This is a genomic window from Streptomyces prunicolor NBRC 13075 (assembly GCF_000367365.1).
In the GTDB taxonomy this organism is placed as follows: domain Bacteria; phylum Actinomycetota; class Actinomycetes; order Streptomycetales; family Streptomycetaceae; genus Streptomyces; species Streptomyces prunicolor.
Genome location: NZ_BARF01000162.1, coordinates 1 through 15,393, shown reverse-complemented (window position 1 = coordinate 15,393; position 15,393 = coordinate 1). Strand labels below are relative to the sequence as shown.

The window sequence follows — 15,393 nt, the reverse complement described above, 5'->3', positions numbered from 1 at the left end:
CGGCTCGATCACGAACCGGGAACGGAACTCGTCGACGACCTCTTCGGTCAGGGACGGACGCTGAGCAATGAGCACGGGGTATTGCCTCCATTTTCGGCGCCCGCTATTTGACGCCGTAGACACCACGAAGGGTACGGGGCGGCACGGGCGATACTGTTTCCGCAGGCGCCGAACCGCCCGACTAACCCGCGCGCCAGCTGCTCCAGGTCGGTCGGTTCGGGCGCGTGGCCGGTGGTTGCGAAGGACCGCAGGGTGGCCCGCTGTACGGCGCACTGTCCTCCGGTGACGGGAGTGAGGCGACCGCGGCCTCCTCGGTCTGCTGCGTCCATGGGTAGCCGTTGCAGTCTCCGCCGGCCGCGGCGACGTCCAGAGCGCGCCGCAGGTCGGCCACGCTGGGCGCTCCCTCGGTCCGCCCGTCCGGGCCCCGGTAGAGGCGGCAGGAGACGGAGGCGACTGCCCCCGCTACGGCGAACGGATCGATGCTGTCGATGAGGACGGTCGGGGAACCGGTCATCCCGAGCCGCGCTGCCCGCACTTCGTCGGCGACCTCGATCAACTCCACCTCTGCGGCCCGCCCATCGAGCGCCTCGTCGATCCGCCCCAGCGCAACAGGCGCGTTGGGGCAGTCCGGCACCGTCAGAAGCTTGATACGCATGGCCGCGTCCTCCCAGGTCACTGCAGATGCGGCCGACGTTTGACCTTCCAGCACGCTGGAAGGTCAAGGCGTAGCCTCGCGGTATGCGCATCGGAGAACTGGCCGTCGCGAACGGGCTCACGCTCAAGACGATCCGCTTCTACGAGCAGGCCGGACTGCTCCCCGCACCGCCTCGCACGCCGGGTGGCTACCGCGATTATCCGCCGCAGGTCGGCGCCCGGCTGGCCTTCGTCCGCGACGCCCAATCGGCCGGCCTGACACTCGCCGAGATCCGCTCGATCCTTTCGCTGGGCGCCGAGGTCGAGGGAGAACTCGTCGCGCGCCGTCGTGGTGCGACACCGTGCGGGCCGGGTCCCAGTCCAGCCAGTGCTGACGCAGGGGTTGGGGAAGTTCAACGGGGCGGGCAAGGCTGCGTTCGACTCGTTCACAGCGCGTGCGGACGAGATCGCGGACGCCCTGAACGGGTCGCTGGGCGCGGCTGGATTCAGGGCCTCGGGCGGAGCCGCAGCAATCATCACTGTCGGTCCTTGCGCAGGGGTGCCCTGACCACGAGGAAGTAGCGGCCCGGGTACAGGACGTCTCCGCCCAGTTCCGCGAGGAGGCTGGACGGAGTGAACCGCCGCCGGAAGATCGGGTAGGGGACGCCGTCCACCTCGCGGTGCTCCAGCCCTTCCGTGTGCGTGCGGCCGTCGCTGCGCAGGTCGAGGATGACGAGTTCGCGCGCCACGCGGCTCGCCTCGGCGAGGAACGCGTCACGCTCGTCCGCGACGAGCAACCCGTAGAAGTTGGCGGCGAATACGAGGTCGAACGCATCGTCGGGAAAGGGCAGCGGAGGAAAGGCGGCCTTGACCAGTTGGGCGTGAGGAGCCCGGGTCCGGGCGATGTCGAGCATCCCCTGGCTCTGGTCCATGGCGGTGACCCGGCCGGGCAGGAACTGTGTCCACACCCCGGTTCCACAGCCGACCTCCAGGATCCGGCCGTCCGCAGGCAGGGAACGGGGAAGCAGGTCTCCGATCTCGGCCGTCTCCAGGTCGAGACCGGCGTCCGTCTCGGGATTGCCCCGATAGCTCGTCGCGTCGTAGACCGGGGCCCGGTGCTCGTAGTACTTCGCACGGACTGAGTCAGGCATGGCGTGGCCTCTCGCGTCGGACCGAATTCCGTCAGAGCGTCACAGCGTTACAGCGTCAGATCTCGGCTTCGAGGACGAGCAGGCAGGACTGCCCGGGCCGGTCGGAGTCGTCGGGCAACGCGTACGTCCGCAACCGGTCACCGGAGATCTCCAGGTGGGTGGCATCGAAGGTGACGCCCCGGCCGGACCGCGACCGTGCGGTCACCGGGACTTCATGCCAGAAGTATCCGGTGTTCATGTCGATGTTGACCAGACCGCCTAGAGAGCAGGCACCGCCCGGACCGTCTTGAGGCGACGGCACAGCGGTTCACGCTGCTCAAGAAGACCCGCCGTGCGCTGGGAAGCGTGGCGGGCAACCCGCAGGATCTGTACTTCCGGCTCCGCTACGACCAGCCCGCGACCGCTACCTGCCGAGTCTGTGGCGCGGAATCGTGAGCACCATGTCAGGGACGCGACGTTCGGGGAGGACGCCTCGCGGGTGCGGACTGGCAGTGGGCCCCGGGCGATGGCCTCCCTGCGGAACCTGGCCATCGGCGCACTCCGCCTGGAAAGGCGGGACAACATCGCCGAGGGCCTTCGCCACCACGGGCGGGACATGACCCGGCCGCTGACGACCCTCGGACTCACATGATCATTCCCGGCCGATCACGAGAACGACGGAGCCCTGCTGTGACGTGGTCGTGGTTCTACCCGCCAACCTCGACCGCCGGCGCGCCCTGGTGGGCTGGTCGCAAGGCTCGTCGCCACTTGAGGGGATGACCGGCCGTCACCTCCGGCTGCCGCAGCGAGTGGACGACTCCGGCGTGGTCCAGGTGGTGCTGAGGGAGAGACGACCACCGCCTGACCCGTACGGTGCTGCGGCCCGGCCCCGGCCGCAGCGGTGCACACTCGCTTCGCGGAGCGCGCCGCCCGGAGTTGCGAGACCGGCTCCCGCGACGCAACCCGCCGGACAGCCCCGGCTTCGGCTGCCCGGGAACAGGCCGCGCGGTAACAGTTGTTGGGGGGTGCGAATCCAAGCCGGGATGTCCCGCAATCCGAGGCGGCATGCCTTTCTCCTGGCGTCCATGGGTCGCATCAGTGCGCGGTCCGTCAGGCTGCGACTGCCCGCCGTCCCTGCTGCAGCAGCCCGGTCTCTTCGTCCGCTTCGGCGTGTTGCCGGGGTACAGACAGACGGAGTGCGCGGAGGGTGCGGGTTTCCAGTCGCACGGCGGCATCGTGGCTGCGGCCGTGTTCCAGCAGGCGGCTCAGGGCCTGGCGGATGTGGGTGGCCGGTTCGTCGATGCAGATACGTTCCTCCGCGTAGGCGTGGACGAGGGCGTGAAGTCGGAATCTGCCGGGTGCGGTGCGCTCGATCAGGTGTGCGGCCGTCAAGGTGGTGAGGTGATGCTCGGCAGCGGCGGACGGTTCGCCCAGGAGGGCGGCGGCCGTGGCGGCGTCGACCTCCTGCCGCGGATGGAGGGCCAACAGGCGTAGCAGCCGTTGTGTGCTCTTCGGCAGTCGTGCGTCGGAAGCGGACAGCGCGGCCCGTACGCCGTCCTCCAGGGCCAGGGTGATCAGGGGTTCCCGGTAGTAGTCGATGAGTGCCCAGATGGGGTGGTTTCGCATGTGGCGGCCGATGGCCGACAGTGCCAGCGGGAGGTGGCCCAGCTGGTCCGCGATCTGGTGGACGGCCGGGATGTCCGGGGCGATGCGTTCGGCCCCCGCTGTCGCCCGCAGCAGCTCGACGGAATCGTGCGGGTCGAGCGGATGCACCGACAGGCGGGTGGTGTCACTGAGGCCGGTCAGGGTGTGCCGACTCGTGATCACCGTGCGGCATCCCCGGGTCCGGGGCAGCAGGGGATGCAACTGTTCCGTGTCGGCTGCGTCGTCGAGGACGATCAGCGCGCCGGTTCCTGCCAGCAGTTGCCGGTAGAGGGCTGCGCGTGCGTGGAGGCCGTAGGGGATGCGGTCGCCGGTGATGCCGAGCAGGCGAAGGAAGGTCTCCAGGACGGCGGCCGGGTCGGCGGGCGGGCCCAGCGGGGTGGAGCCGCGCAGATTCGCGAACAGGACGGGCGTGTCGGTTCCGTCCTCGGCGAGCAGCCGGTGGGCGATGTGCAGGGCCAGCGACGTCTTGCCCACCCCGGGCATGCCCTCCAGGGCAAGCGTCGTCGCGTCCTGGCCGCTGGCCAGTAAGACCTCCGCCCGGGGCACCAGGTCGGTCCTGCCGACGAACGCGGAAGGCCCTGCGGGCAGCCGGTCGTAGGCGCTGACCCGTGCGGCGGCCTCGGCCTCGCCGAGCACCGTACGAAGCGACTGCCGCCAGACCGAGAGGATGGCTTCGTCTGTGCCGGCGAGCGCCTGCACCACGGCCAGGAGCAGGTCGGAGTTGGGACGGCGGCGGCCGACCCGGAAGCAGTTGCCCACAGTCGAACGGGCCGGCCATTCACCGCGCGGGCGTCCCGCCCGCTGCCAGTCACGGTGGATGCGCCGCGTGATTTCGGTGATCGACGGGTCGGCCGCCCACGCCTTCAAGAGTCTGAGTTCTGTGATGAATTCGTCCATTGTGCGTGCTTTGCCGGGATCCAGCGCCTGCGGCACGAACAGCCTCCCCCATCGGACACGTGGGCCACGAAAACTTGGAACACTCATTTCAAGTTAGGGGATGGAGGGCTGTGGCTGTCAAGCGGTTTCTGTCTGTTGATCGCCGACCACGGAGCGCATCCAGGATCATCCACGATCCGTACGGAAGCCCGAGTTCCGTCCCGATGCTGAGGCCCGATCCCGCTCACCTGCATCCCGGGAATCCCGCTCGCCACTGACGCCGAGCCCCGCGTGCCCCTTCCAGTACAGGAGTCCGTGCATCGCCATGCCTGAAATCGGAGTGTCCCTTCGCCCCGTCGGCGGCAGCGTCGTCGTAGGCCAGGCCAGAGACCACACGCTCACCATCGACCGGCCCAAGGAGAAGGAGGGCACCGACGCCGGTCCCATGGGAGGGGAACTGCTGCTTCTGGCGCTCGGCGGGTGCTATGTGAGCACCTTCCTCGCGGCTCTGCGGGCCGAGGACCCGCAGGCCGACGCCTCCGAGGTCAGCTTCCAGGTCGATGGAAGCCTCATCGCCGCGCCGATCCGCTTCTCCGAGATCACCGTGCAGATCTCGGCGCCTACCGCCCTCCAGGACCTGATCTCCAAGCCCCTGCTCAAGGCCGAGCGGGGCTGCATCGTCCACAACTCGATCCGTGGCGCCATCACGGTCCGCTTCACCCACGAGTGGCGCTGACGCTTTCCCCCACCGAAGGAGACAAGACCGTGGAAATGCAGCACACCACGATGCAGGACCCCCCGATCCAGGACCGTGGTACAGCGGCCATGGCGATGCAGGCGAGCACCATGCGGCAGGACCCCATGGGCGGTGTGGCCTCGGGCACGAGGCGCGTCACGATCGTCGGTGCCGGCTTCTCCGGCACGCTGACCGCCATCCGGCTGCTCCACTTCGCCGACATGCCGGTGGAGATATGCCTGATAGAGCGGGAGGAGGGCTACCGCTACGGGGGTATCGCCTTCGGATGGGCGTCCACCAACTGGGAGCACATGCTCAACATCCAGGCCGGTCGCATCACCCTGCGCCGCGAGCGTCCGGAGGACTTCCTGGAGTGGGCCAACGAGGAGGCGGACCGCTCCGAATGGCCGCAGAAATGGCAATACCACACCTTCGGCGTGGCCTGCGTCGTGCCACGGCGGATCTTCCGGCAGTACCTGGCCGAGCGGCTGCGTGACGCGGCGTCCGACGCCCACGCCGAGGTGAGCCTCCGGGAGCTTTCCGGTGAGGTCATCGACGTACACCGGCGGGGCGAGGGGTACGTCGTCAAGTACGCCGACGCGGGAGAACAGGGTGGTGTGCACGACCTGCCGTCGGACCAGGTGGTCCTGGCCACCGGTCACCTCTCGCCGGTGCAGGCGCCCTTCTACCACCGCATCAAGGACTACGACCGCTTCCTCGCCGACCCCTACGCCCCCGGTGCGCAGGACTGGTTCCGGGGGTTGGTGCCGAGGAGAGCGTCCTTGTCACGGGCTCCGCGCTGTCGGCCTTCGACACGGTGATCTCCCTCATCCACGCCGGCCACCGGGGACACATCCTGATCTGCTCGCGCGGCGGCCACCTGCACGGCACCTACCCGGTCGGCCACGAGCACGACATCTGGCAGGCCCGCCGGCCGCCCTTCCTCGACGCCAAGGAGCTCACCCCCGAGGCGGTGGTGGAGGGGATCAAGGCGGAGTACGCGCACCTGCGCCAACAGCACGGCGTGGAGCCGGGCGGCGCGCTGGAGGCCGTCTTCCCCGAGCGGGTCATGAAGGCGTGGGAGCCGTACGAGATCGAGCTGGTCTCCCGTATGTCCGCCCGCGACGTGCGGATGCTGCTGGACAGGTACAAGAGCGTGATCGTGACCAACCGCACCAGTACCGTGCGGGAGATCGGCGGTGTCGTGCGCAGCCGGACGCGCGGATACAACGGCGCTCCGAAGACCGTCGACGTGATGTCCGCCGGCATCCAGGACATGCGCCCCGTCGAGGACGGCACGAAGATCCGGGTGGTCTTCGCCGACCAGCCGGACCTCGTCGTCGACCGGGTCGTCAACTGCCTGGGCAACAACACCGACTACGAGCGCACCGGCCACCCCCTGTGGCACGGCCTGGTCAACGCACACGGGTACGCGCAGCCGCAGACCAAGACCCACCGGGGCGTCGAGGTCGGCACGCACGGACAGCTCATCGCCGCCGACGGCACGGTGGCAGCAGGTCTGTTCGGGGTCGGTCCGATGCGCCAGGGCGATGAGACCACCCGCCGCGGCCGGCTCGGCGCGTTCGTGTTCAGCATCGGCACCCTGCGCAACCAGTGCTTCGACACGGCGATGGAGGTACTGCGCCGCCTCGCATCCGCCGGCGACGAGGAGCAGATGGACGTCCCCGACGGCATCCACCACTGCCTGATCCGCAGCAGCGACTGGATCGCCGCCGACCTCGCCGCCGAGGAGCCGCAGGCCACTCGCCTGCGCAAGCGCCTGCAGGACTACGCCCGCGAGGGCGCCTACCCCAACGCCGTCAACTACCTTCAGGCCCAGGACCGCACCGAGCGTCGCAAGTACCGCGCCATCCTGGACGACGACCTGGCAGACTTCGGCGCCGCGCTGGCCCGCGAGTTCGGCCTCACCGCCCAGCAGGCCCGGCGGACCGTCTCCCTGCTGGCCACGCTCGTGCAGAAGCACGCGGTCCACAATCTGTGCGACATCACCAGGCTGGCGGGCTGGGACTCCCAGTACGCCGAGCAGGTCGTGCACGCCCCGACGAAGGGCGCGTCATGACAGACCACGACGAGCAGGAGCTGTTGAGCCGGCTGTTCATGGTCCGGCACGGCGAATCGACCTGCAACTCCGTCCACCGCATCGCCGGGCAGCGCGATGCTCCCCTGACCTTCCTCGGCCGGATCCAGGCCGAGAAGGTCGCCAGGGGCCACCGCGGCCAGCACTTCGACCGCGTCTACGTCTCCCCGCTGACCCGCGCCTACGAGACCGCCGACACCATCTTCGGCATCGGAGCGCCCGACACGGATGCTCCCGAGGTCGTGGTCGACGAACGCCTCATGGAGCGCGACTTCGGCAGCTACACGCTGGAGAGCAAGTCCATCCTCCAGCGCCGCCACGGCATCGCCGAGTACGAGCGGGCGATGAACGCCGACAGCCCGACCATGCAGGGTGGCGAGACGTTCGCACAGTTCAAGGACCGTGTACACGCCTTCTACGAGCAGGAGTTGCTGCCCGCGCTGCGCCGCGGCGAAGTGGTCTGCGTGGTCTCGCACAAGTACGTCGTCGAGCTGATCTGCCGGTTCATCCTGGACCGGCCCGCCGACGAGTCGTACGACCTGCGCCTGCCCAACTTCCAGATGCTGCAGGGCGACCGGATCCACAGCTATGTGAAGAACGAGAACGAGACCATGAACATGGTCTACGACTGGGTCGTCGTCAACCATCCCATGGTCTTCTGCGCCGGCCTGGCCGCCGGTCTCCTCGCCAACCTGGCGGGGCTGCGAGTGGCCACCTCGCCGTACCTGCTGCTCCTGCTCCTGGTGCTGGCCAGCGTCATCACCATGTGCCGCATCGAGCTGGAGAACGCGCGCACGTTCGTGACCGACCGCGGCACGCTCCGCTCCGTCGCCCTGCGCTACCTCGCCCTGCCGATCGCCTTCGCGGCCCTGCTGCGCTGGTGGGACGTGGGCAGTACGAGTACGGCGGCGATCGCCGCGGTGTTCCTCGCGACGCCGAGCTCGGTGGTAGCGATGACCGTCAGCCGCTGCCTCGGCGGAATGATCATGCCGACGTTCGCTCAGGTCCTGCTCTCCTCCCTGGCCGCCACCGTCTCGTTCTCGGCCGTCCTCGCTCTGACCCTGCGTGAGGACGTCGCAATGGCCGTCGCCATCAGCGCCGCCACCTCGACCGGCATCGTCACAGCGGCCTACGCCCTGGTCAAACGCCTGCGGGAACGCTCCCCGATCCGTACGGCCAAGTATGGCGAGCGCAACGGATACGTGGCGGTCCTGCTGCTCACCGCATTCATCGTGCTGGTCTGTCTCAAGCTCGACCTGAACGGCTTCACCGCCTACGCCCCGACCGCCGTGGGCATCGCCGTCGGCCTGCGCCTGCTAGCCGCCCTTCTCAAGCGGCGCCGCCACGTGCAGACGCTCGACGACTACACCGCCATGACCTACCCGAACGTGTTCGTGGTGGTCATCATCGCCGCGCTCACCGGCAACACGCCCCTGGAACAGGTGGCCATCTGGACGCTGCTGCCGATGTTCGTCCTGTCGTTCTTCGACAGCTGGTACGCCCGCCACCTCGTCGTCGCCCCCGACGACCCGCGCTGGCCGACCGTACTCGGCCTCAAGGACCCCATCCCGGCCGAGCATCACGCCACCGCCACCGTCCGCGCCCTTAACGACGACCCCGACGCCCGGCTTTCCGCGAGGAGTTGACCTTGTCCGCGTCACCAGCTTCGTTGATACCCCGGCCGTTACTGTTCTGGACCGGTGTCGCCCTCACCTGCGCCGGCGTCGTCGAGCACCTGTGGATGTTCATCGACTCCGCATCCATGAACTTCCACATGGCCATGATGGGAATGTCCTCGGCGATGTGGGCGGCCATGGCCGCCATCGTGGTCGGCGTGGTGCTCTCCGGCTTCACGGTCGTGCCGCCGCGGACAGCCGGTCCCGCTGCCCCTCCCGCTCTGGCCCGTACTACGACGGCGAGTCGGCGCCGCCTCATCGCCGTCCTGAGCTTCGCCCTCCTGGTGGACCAGATGAAGCCCGCCACCCTGGCGTTCATTGCGCCCGGCCTGCGGGCCGAGTACCACCTCAGCGCGTCCGACGTCGCGTGGCTGCCGACGGTGGCGCTGAGCGGCACAGTGCTCGGATCGCTCGTGTGGGGGCGTGCGGCGGACCGCATCGGCCGACGGGCCACGATCCTCCTCGCCTCCCTGTTCTTCCGCGGCACCACGGTGTGCGGTGCCATGCCGACGTTCACCGGCACCCTCGTCATGTGCGGGCTGATGGGGTTGGCGGCCGGCGGCATGCTGCCCGTCGTCTACGCCCTGATGACCGAGAGCCTGCCGCCCGGGCGACGCGCGGCCATCATGGTCCTGCAGGCCGGCCTCACCACCACCGGCGGCTACATGGCCGCGTCCGGAGTGGCCGCCGTCCTCATTCCCCTGGCCGGCTGGCGCGTGACGTGGTTCGCCCAGCTCCCGCTGGTGCTGATCCTGATCGCGCTGAACCGCTGGATTCCCGAATCGGCCGCCTTCACCGCCCGCCAGACGCGAACCGCGAAAGTGCCCGCCTCGGCTCTGTTCAAACGCCCGCAGACAGCCAAGACGCTGGTGGTCAGCGCCTATGCGCTTGCCTGGGGCCTGGTCTACTGGGGCTTCATCACCTTCCTGCCCAGCCAGCTGGAGTCCGCAGGCCGGCACGGGATGTCCGCCGCCACTTTGCTGTTCATCTCGTCGCTGCTCGCCATCCCCACCTGCGCACTGGGCGCATGGCTGTACGTGCGCTGGTCGGCCAGAGGCACCATGGTTGTCTACGCGGCCCTTACCGTCGCGGCCCTCCTGACGCTGGCAGCCGTCGGCCTGGACGGCAGTAGGCCCATCCTGTTGGCCACCGTGATGGTGCTGTTCGCCGGTACCGCGGGTGTGATCGCGCTCATCGGCCCCTACACGGCCGAGATCTACCCCATGGCCATCCGAGGCACCGCCGGCGGATGGGCTGCGGCGGTCGGAAAGTCCGGCGGAGCCTTCGGCCCACCCCTGATCGCACTGATCCTCTCGGTACCGGGAGGCATCCGCACCGCCGCAATGGTCGTCGCCCTCCCCATGGTCCTGGCAGGACTCGCCGTCGCCGTCCGCGGCAGCAACCCGCAGGCCACCGCCCAAACCCCCGAGGGCGCCACCCCGCTGGACGCCGAACTCGACGAACTGGTCAGCAGCGAGGCGGTTGCCGCCCAAGCCGCAGCGACAACGCAGCTGCCGGGCAGGGGAGGTACGGCGCGATGACCGGTGGCGTCAACGGCGTCGCACTCGCCGTCTTCGCCCTCTTCTTCCTGCTCGTCACCGTCATGGGTTTCCTGGCCGCGCGCTGGCGCCGGCCCGGCGACGAGCACAGCCTCGACGAATGGGGCCTGGGCGGACGGTCGTTCGGCACCTGGGTCACCTGGTTCCTGCTCGGCGGCGACGTCTACACCGCCTACACGTTTGTCGCCGTACCCGCGGCGACCTACGCGGCCAGGGCGGCCGGCTTCTTCGCCGTGCCCTACACCATCCTCGTCTACCCCCTGATCTTCACCTTCCTGCCCCGCCTGTGGTCCGTGTGCCACCGCCACGGCTACGTCACCACCGCCGACTTCGTGCGTGGCCGGTTCGGCTCGAAGGGCCTGTCGCTCGCCGTTGCCTTCACCGGCATTCTGGCCACGATGCCCTACATCGCGCTCCAACTCGTCGGCATCCAGGCCGTGCTGGACGTGATGGGCGTCGGCGGCGGCGAGAACACCAACTGGTTCATCAAGGACCTGCCGCTGCTGATCGCCTTCGGTGTGCTGGCCGCCTACACCTACTCCTCCGGCCTGCGCGCCCCCGCCATGATCGCCTTCGTCAAGGACACGCTCATCTACCTGGTCATCGTCGTCGCAATCATCTACATCCCCATCAAACTGGGAGGCTTCGACGACATCTTCGCCAAGGCCGGCGAGGCGTACAGCCAGACCAGCCCCGTAACCGGCAAACTGCGCGGCGCACTGGTCAGCGCCCCCGACGCCCAGTGGACCTATGCGACCTTGGCGCTCGCCTCCGCGATGGCCATGTTCATGTACCCGCACTCGATCACCGCGACGCTGTCCTCCCGCAGCCGCGGCGTGATCCGACGCAGTACGACGGTGATGCCCCTCTACACCCTGATGCTGGGCCTGCTCGCGCTGCTCGGCTTCATGGCGATCGCGGCCGGAGTCAAGGTCACCAACGGCCAACTGGCCATCCCGCAGCTGTTCGAGAACCTGTTCCCGGACTGGTTTGCGGGCGTGGCCTTCGCGGCGATCGGCATCGGCGCCCTGGTCCCGGCGGCGATCATGTCCATCGCGGCGGCGAACCTCTTCACCCGCAACATCTACAAGGACTTCATCAAGCCCGACGCGACCCCGGCCCAGGAGACCAAGGTCTCCAAAATCGTCTCGCTGCTGGTGAAGGTCGGCGCCCTGGCCTTCGTCCTCACCATGGACAAGACGGTCGCCATCAACTTCCAGCTCCTGGGCGGCATCTGGATCCTCCAGACCTTCCCGTCCCTGGTAGGCGGCCTCTTCACCCGCTGGCCCCACCGCTGGGCCCTCCTCACGGGCTGGGCGGCCGGCATGATCTACGGCACCCTCGCGGCCTACGGCGTAGCCTCCCCGACCCAGGACCACTTCGGCGGCTCGTCCAAGGAGATCCCCGGCATCGGCGAAATCGGCTACATCGGCCTGACGGCATTCGTCCTGAACGTCGTCGTGACGGTGATCCTGACGTTCGCCCTGAAGGCGTTCAAGGCCCCCGACGGCATTGACGCAACGTCGCCTTCGGACTACACGGCCGATGCGGCAGAAGCGGGGGCGAAGGCGGCTCCAACTCTACGGCCGGGCACTTCGCCTGCGCCCAACCCCGGTTGAGAGCCAGATCCACGTGCGTCTATGCCGCCGCCCGGACTCCGATCGAGTTCAGGGCGGCGGACACCGTCCTGGACAGAGTCGCGGCGTCGGCGCCGGCACGGGAGCGCAGGTTGACACCGTAGGCAAGCAGCGCCAGCAGATCCGCGGAGGTGCCGGGATCGACACCGGAGGACAACTGACCCTGGGTCTCGGCGGTGATGAGCGCGGCGTACATCGCCTCGCGCAGCTCATGATGGTGCTGGTCCAGGACGGCGCGTACCTCTGGGTCACTGTTCTCGGCCCCGGCGTGCGCGTTGGAGACCATGCAGCCCCAGCGGGCGTACTCGCCCGAGCAGCGGGCCTCGATCAGGCCGCCGAAGAACTCGGAGACGGCGGGCAGTCCCCGTCCGTCCTCGGCCAGGCGGCGGAACATCGGCTGGGACCGCTGCTCCAGGTAGCGGCCCAGCGCGGCGCGGTAGAGATCCTGCTTGCCGCCGAACGTGGCGTACAGGCTGGACCGGTTGAGCCCGGTCGCGGTCACCACATCCTGGATCCCGGTCGAGGCCACGCCCTGCCGCCAGAACAGCCGCACCACGGTCTCCAGGGTGGCGTCCGGATCGAAGTGCTTGATGTCCGGCATGTTTCACCCCGCCATCCTGAAATGAGAATTCCAAGATACTCCCCGTTCAGCACCCGGCAAAGGTGCCGACAGGTACACAGCTGGACAGGCCCCCCACCAGCGCGATGGCGTCCAGCTTCGTCCACGATCCGCCCGGAGGGCGCCGCGCGCCGCGACTATGCCCCCATGAATCGCATACCAGCCCTCTGGGCGGCCGCGTACGGGTCCCGGGCCCCCCGCCTCCGCCGCCACCTCGCCCGCCGCGCGGTCCAGTTCGCCGCGTTCATCAAAGCGCTCGCCCTGGCCGACCACCGCCCGTTCACGAGCCTCTGACTCATCGCCCCTTCCGCATGGCTGGCGCGGGACCATGCATAGCCCTATCTTGGAACGGGCATTTCAAGATTGATTGGTCCCGCTCCAGTCACCGACCAGGAGGAACGAGCACCATGACCACCCTCAACGCCGAACTGCGCACCTTCTACGAAGCCCGCCAGCAGCAGATCCCCGCCGAGATCCGACAGATCATGCAGCGGGCCAGCCAGGAACTCGCCGACTCCGACCAAGCAGACCGCGCGCTGACAGTCGGGGCCCAGGCACCGCGCTTCCGCCTTCCCTCCGCGGCCCAGCAGACTCTGGCCCTGGACGACCTGCTCAACGACGGCCCGGTCGTCCTGACCTTCTACCGCGGCGCCTGGTGCCCGTACTGCAACATCGCCCTGCGCTCCCTCCAGCAGCACCACGAGGCCATCACCACCCGCGGCGCCCGCCTGGTGGCCGTCTCCCCGCAGATCCCCGACGAGTCCCTCACCCTGACCGAGAAGCACGACCTCGCCTTCGACGTCCTCAGCGACATCGGCTCCGACACCGCCAAGCAGTACGGCCTCACCTTCGACCTCCCCGACGACCTCGCCGCCGTCTACGACAAGCTCGGCTTCGACCTCCAGCGCGTCAACGACGGCCACCCGCGCACCCTCCCGCTGCCCGCCACCTATGTCATCGACCGCGCCGGCACCATCCGCTGGGCCTTCGTCAGCACCGACTACACCACCCGCGCCGAACCAGCCGACATCCTCGCCGCCCTCGACGCACTGAACTGAGGGCGACCCGCGCGATCAAGGCGAGCACCCAGGCCCGTTGCGTGGCTCATAGGCGCCCCGGCGCTCTCTCACGTGCACCTACGAAGGGCCGCGGGGGCGCACCTTGCCCGGAGCAATCGCGAAAGGTGCGCCTGCAGGCTGCTGACGGACCGTTACCGCGAGGGGAACTCATTTCTGTGAACAGCCACCGCTGTTCGCTTTGAGTGCGCCGGGGTGGTTGTCGTGGCAGTCGGCTTGTCGTGGGCGGGAAATCAGCGCGCCGGAAAGCGGATGCGTGAAGGGCCGATCAGCGGCCACGTCGGCGGCCGGAAGGCGTACCTGTTCCCCTACGGCCTGCGCCGCAGCATGTTCATGATGGTCATCGTCAGCACCGTCTCACCGTGCTGGTTGAGCACCTCGACGTCGGTGTGTACGAGGCCGCGGTCGGGCTTGGAGCGGGAGACGCGGGCACCGGTGATCGTGGCCCGGACCGACAGGGTGTCATCCGGCCGCACCGGCCGTTGCCAGCGCACCTCGTCGACGCCCGGGGACGCGAGCGAGGCGACCTTGCTGAGGTAGTGGTCCGCGTACATGCGCATCATCACGGCCGTGGTGTGCCAGCCGCTCGCGATCAGTCCCTGGAACGGTCCGGCCTGCGCAGCCGCGGGATCCGTGTGAAAACTCTGCGGGTCGAAGCGGCGGGCGAATTCGAGGATGTCCTGCTCGGTGAGGGTGCTGTTGCCGAAGACGTGCACGGCGCCCGGCACGTAGTCCTCGAAGTACCGGTCTTCGATGGGGGTGGCGAAGTTGTCGGTGGTGGCCGGGGTGGTTGCCGTCATGGGTGCCCTCTCACTCGGTTCCGCGGCTGGGTTCGGCGAGGTTCTGTGGACGGATGCGCGTACGGTAACGGACCGCCACGTCCTCGAAGGCGCCGAGCGATCCGGGATCGGCCAAGGCGCCCCGGACCACCACGAGTTCGGGCGCGGCACCGGCCAGAATGCACATGACAGGCACCTCCGGTCTCTTGCCCGACAGAGTGCGGGGGACGGCCGGAACCTGGACGGTGTGGTCGGGGACGTGGTGTTCGGAGAGCGCGGTGCGCAGCGCATGGCTGATCCGCTCCCGCTCCCGCTCCCGCTCCCGCAGTCGTACGTCGAGGGTGCTCTGCCCGCCTAGCTCGACGAAACAGCATCAGCTTGTCCGCGCTGTTCTCCGCGCTCTCCACGTGGACGACGAGAGAGTCGGCGACGATGTCGACCTCCTCCACCACCACGGCGTAGAACTCCGCAATGCCGAGGCGTACCCCACCGTGCTTCAGCGTCGTGTCCGAGCCCCCGCTGATCACGCGGGTGCCCCGGTCGGTGAGGCTGATCCAGTCGCCGTGGTGCCGCACCCCGGGGAACCTCGCGAATTACGAGGCGTGGCGCCGCGATCCGTCGGTGTCGCCCCGCAGGGCGACGGGGATGCCGGGCATCGGCCGGGTTACCACGAGTTCCCCGGGGCGGCCGGTGACGGGCTGCCCGTCGGGATCGCAAGGTCAACTGCCCTGGTCCGTAGGCATATTGAGCAGGGGGCAGGAATCCGCAGGCCGGCCTGAAGAGTTGGTCTCGCGTGCTGCCGTCGCTGCTCGGCTCGGCCCGAAGACCGTCAAGGAAGCATCAAGTGGCTGGTCACAGGCCATACTTGACGAGTAGGGGCCGACCGGTCGTGGGATGGTTCGATGCGGG

Annotated in this window: 15 protein-coding genes and 1 pseudogene; 9 read left to right on the top strand and 7 right to left on the bottom strand. The window is 68.8% G+C overall.

The annotated features are described in order from the left end of the window. Positions 1 to 181: 181 nt before the first annotated feature. A complete protein-coding gene (locus tag SPR02S_RS64445; protein WP_174447624.1) occupies positions 182 to 655 on the bottom strand; it encodes a hypothetical protein in 474 nt (157 codons plus the stop codon). Positions 656 to 738: 83 nt separating this feature from the next. On the opposite strand from SPR02S_RS64445, the pseudogene SPR02S_RS61560 reads away from it, so the two are divergent. Then, a pseudogene (locus tag SPR02S_RS61560) lies at positions 739 to 942 on the top strand (MerR family transcriptional regulator); the annotation flags it as partial. 227 nt (positions 943 to 1,169) lie between these two features. Here the strand turns inward: SPR02S_RS61560 and SPR02S_RS59465 are convergent. The 3 genes from SPR02S_RS59465 to SPR02S_RS58595 all read right to left on the bottom strand — a co-directional run bounded on the left by SPR02S_RS59465 (position 1,170) and on the right by SPR02S_RS58595 (position 4,325). Continuing rightward, positions 1,170 to 1,784 carry a class I SAM-dependent methyltransferase gene (locus tag SPR02S_RS59465; protein WP_019065350.1) on the bottom strand — a complete coding sequence of 205 codons (615 nt, stop codon included), beginning with the start codon at positions 1,782 to 1,784 and terminating at the stop codon, positions 1,170 to 1,172. A 55-nt stretch (positions 1,785 to 1,839) separates the two neighbouring features. Then, complete coding sequence (locus SPR02S_RS53890; RefSeq protein WP_019065349.1) at positions 1,840 to 2,022, bottom strand: hypothetical protein; 183 nt, start codon at positions 2,020 to 2,022, stop codon at positions 1,840 to 1,842. Positions 2,023 to 2,873: 851 nt separating this feature from the next. Beyond that, positions 2,874 to 4,325 (bottom strand): NB-ARC domain-containing protein, encoded by a 1,452-nt coding sequence (locus SPR02S_RS58595; RefSeq protein WP_019065347.1) that lies wholly within the window; start codon positions 4,323 to 4,325, stop codon positions 2,874 to 2,876. Positions 4,326 to 4,629: 304 nt separating this feature from the next. On the opposite strand from SPR02S_RS58595, the gene SPR02S_RS53875 reads away from it, so the two are divergent. From SPR02S_RS53875 to mctP, 6 genes are read left to right on the top strand one after another with little or no spacing between them, the layout of a single operon-like run. After that, the gene (locus SPR02S_RS53875; RefSeq protein WP_026151739.1) at positions 4,630 to 5,040 is read left to right on the top strand and encodes an OsmC family protein; all 411 of its coding nucleotides are present in this window, start codon (positions 4,630 to 4,632) and stop codon (positions 5,038 to 5,040) included. Positions 5,041 to 5,075: 35 nt separating this feature from the next. Continuing rightward, positions 5,076 to 5,861, top strand: a complete 786-nt coding sequence (locus SPR02S_RS53870; RefSeq protein ID WP_026151738.1) for an FAD/NAD(P)-binding protein — start codon at positions 5,076 to 5,078, stop codon at positions 5,859 to 5,861. Beyond that, on the top strand, positions 5,858 to 7,120 hold the full coding sequence (locus SPR02S_RS53865) for an FAD/NAD(P)-binding protein (RefSeq protein ID WP_026151737.1): 1,263 nt from the start codon (positions 5,858 to 5,860) through the stop codon (positions 7,118 to 7,120). The genes SPR02S_RS53870 and SPR02S_RS53865 overlap by 4 nt, the downstream gene beginning before the upstream one ends. Further along, positions 7,117 to 8,784, top strand: a complete 1,668-nt coding sequence (locus SPR02S_RS59460) for a histidine phosphatase family protein (protein WP_019065345.1) — start codon at positions 7,117 to 7,119, stop codon at positions 8,782 to 8,784. The genes SPR02S_RS53865 and SPR02S_RS59460 overlap by 4 nt, the downstream gene beginning before the upstream one ends. Positions 8,785 to 8,786: 2 nt before the next feature. Further along, a complete protein-coding gene (locus SPR02S_RS53855) occupies positions 8,787 to 10,355 on the top strand; it encodes an MFS transporter (RefSeq protein WP_245607795.1) in 1,569 nt (522 codons plus the stop codon). Beyond that, positions 10,352 to 11,992: a monocarboxylate uptake permease MctP gene (mctP, locus tag SPR02S_RS53850; protein WP_019065343.1), complete on the top strand. Its 1,641-nt coding sequence runs from the start codon at positions 10,352 to 10,354 to the stop codon at positions 11,990 to 11,992. The genes SPR02S_RS53855 and mctP overlap by 4 nt, the downstream gene beginning before the upstream one ends. 19 nt (positions 11,993 to 12,011) lie before the next feature. Here mctP and SPR02S_RS53845 read toward each other — a convergent pair whose 3' ends face one another. Further along, positions 12,012 to 12,611, bottom strand: a complete 600-nt coding sequence (locus tag SPR02S_RS53845) for a TetR/AcrR family transcriptional regulator (protein WP_019065342.1) — start codon at positions 12,609 to 12,611, stop codon at positions 12,012 to 12,014. A 165-nt stretch (positions 12,612 to 12,776) separates the two neighbouring features. Here SPR02S_RS53845 and SPR02S_RS64285 point away from each other — a divergent pair, with 165 nt between their 5' ends. After that, complete coding sequence (locus tag SPR02S_RS64285) at positions 12,777 to 12,923, top strand: hypothetical protein (RefSeq protein ID WP_019065341.1); 147 nt, start codon at positions 12,777 to 12,779, stop codon at positions 12,921 to 12,923. Between the two features lie 113 nt (positions 12,924 to 13,036). Continuing rightward, on the top strand, positions 13,037 to 13,687 hold the full coding sequence (locus tag SPR02S_RS53835) for a peroxiredoxin-like family protein (RefSeq protein ID WP_019065340.1): 651 nt from the start codon (positions 13,037 to 13,039) through the stop codon (positions 13,685 to 13,687). Positions 13,688 to 14,013: 326 nt separating this feature from the next. On the opposite strand, the gene SPR02S_RS53830 is transcribed toward SPR02S_RS53835, so the two are convergent. Then, positions 14,014 to 14,505 (bottom strand): MaoC family dehydratase, encoded by a 492-nt coding sequence (locus SPR02S_RS53830; protein ID WP_019065339.1) that lies wholly within the window; start codon positions 14,503 to 14,505, stop codon positions 14,014 to 14,016. Between the two features lie 10 nt (positions 14,506 to 14,515). Beyond that, positions 14,516 to 14,671, bottom strand: coding sequence for a hypothetical protein (locus SPR02S_RS63765; protein WP_019065338.1), 156 nt, complete (start codon positions 14,669 to 14,671; stop codon positions 14,516 to 14,518). Positions 14,672 to 15,393 lie beyond the last annotated feature (722 nt).

What these genes read in the sequence shown, in the direction of transcription:
- SPR02S_RS64445 (WP_174447624.1), bottom strand. Translation starts at nt 655, where the DNA reads ATGCGTATCAAGCTTCTGACGGTGCCGGACTGCCCCAACGCGCCTGTT.
- SPR02S_RS59465 (WP_019065350.1), bottom strand. Translation starts at nt 1,784, where the DNA reads ATGCCTGACTCAGTCCGTGCGAAGTACTACGAGCACCGGGCCCCGGTC.
- SPR02S_RS53890 (WP_019065349.1), bottom strand. Translation starts at nt 2,022, where the DNA reads ATGAACACCGGATACTTCTGGCATGAAGTCCCGGTGACCGCACGGTCG.
- SPR02S_RS58595 (WP_019065347.1), bottom strand. Translation starts at nt 4,325, where the DNA reads ATGGACGAATTCATCACAGAACTCAGACTCTTGAAGGCGTGGGCGGCC.
- SPR02S_RS53875 (WP_026151739.1), top strand. Translation starts at nt 4,630, where the DNA reads ATGCCTGAAATCGGAGTGTCCCTTCGCCCCGTCGGCGGCAGCGTCGTC.
- SPR02S_RS53870 (WP_026151738.1), top strand. Translation starts at nt 5,076, where the DNA reads ATGCAGCACACCACGATGCAGGACCCCCCGATCCAGGACCGTGGTACA.
- SPR02S_RS59460 (WP_019065345.1), top strand. Translation starts at nt 7,117, where the DNA reads ATGACAGACCACGACGAGCAGGAGCTGTTGAGCCGGCTGTTCATGGTC.
- mctP (WP_019065343.1), top strand. Translation starts at nt 10,352, where the DNA reads ATGACCGGTGGCGTCAACGGCGTCGCACTCGCCGTCTTCGCCCTCTTC.
- SPR02S_RS53845 (WP_019065342.1), bottom strand. Translation starts at nt 12,611, where the DNA reads ATGCCGGACATCAAGCACTTCGATCCGGACGCCACCCTGGAGACCGTG.
- SPR02S_RS64285 (WP_019065341.1), top strand. Translation starts at nt 12,777, where the DNA reads ATGAATCGCATACCAGCCCTCTGGGCGGCCGCGTACGGGTCCCGGGCC.
- SPR02S_RS53835 (WP_019065340.1), top strand. Translation starts at nt 13,037, where the DNA reads ATGACCACCCTCAACGCCGAACTGCGCACCTTCTACGAAGCCCGCCAG.
- SPR02S_RS53830 (WP_019065339.1), bottom strand. Translation starts at nt 14,505, where the DNA reads ATGACGGCAACCACCCCGGCCACCACCGACAACTTCGCCACCCCCATC.
- SPR02S_RS63765 (WP_019065338.1), bottom strand. Translation starts at nt 14,671, where the DNA reads ATGTGCATTCTGGCCGGTGCCGCGCCCGAACTCGTGGTGGTCCGGGGC.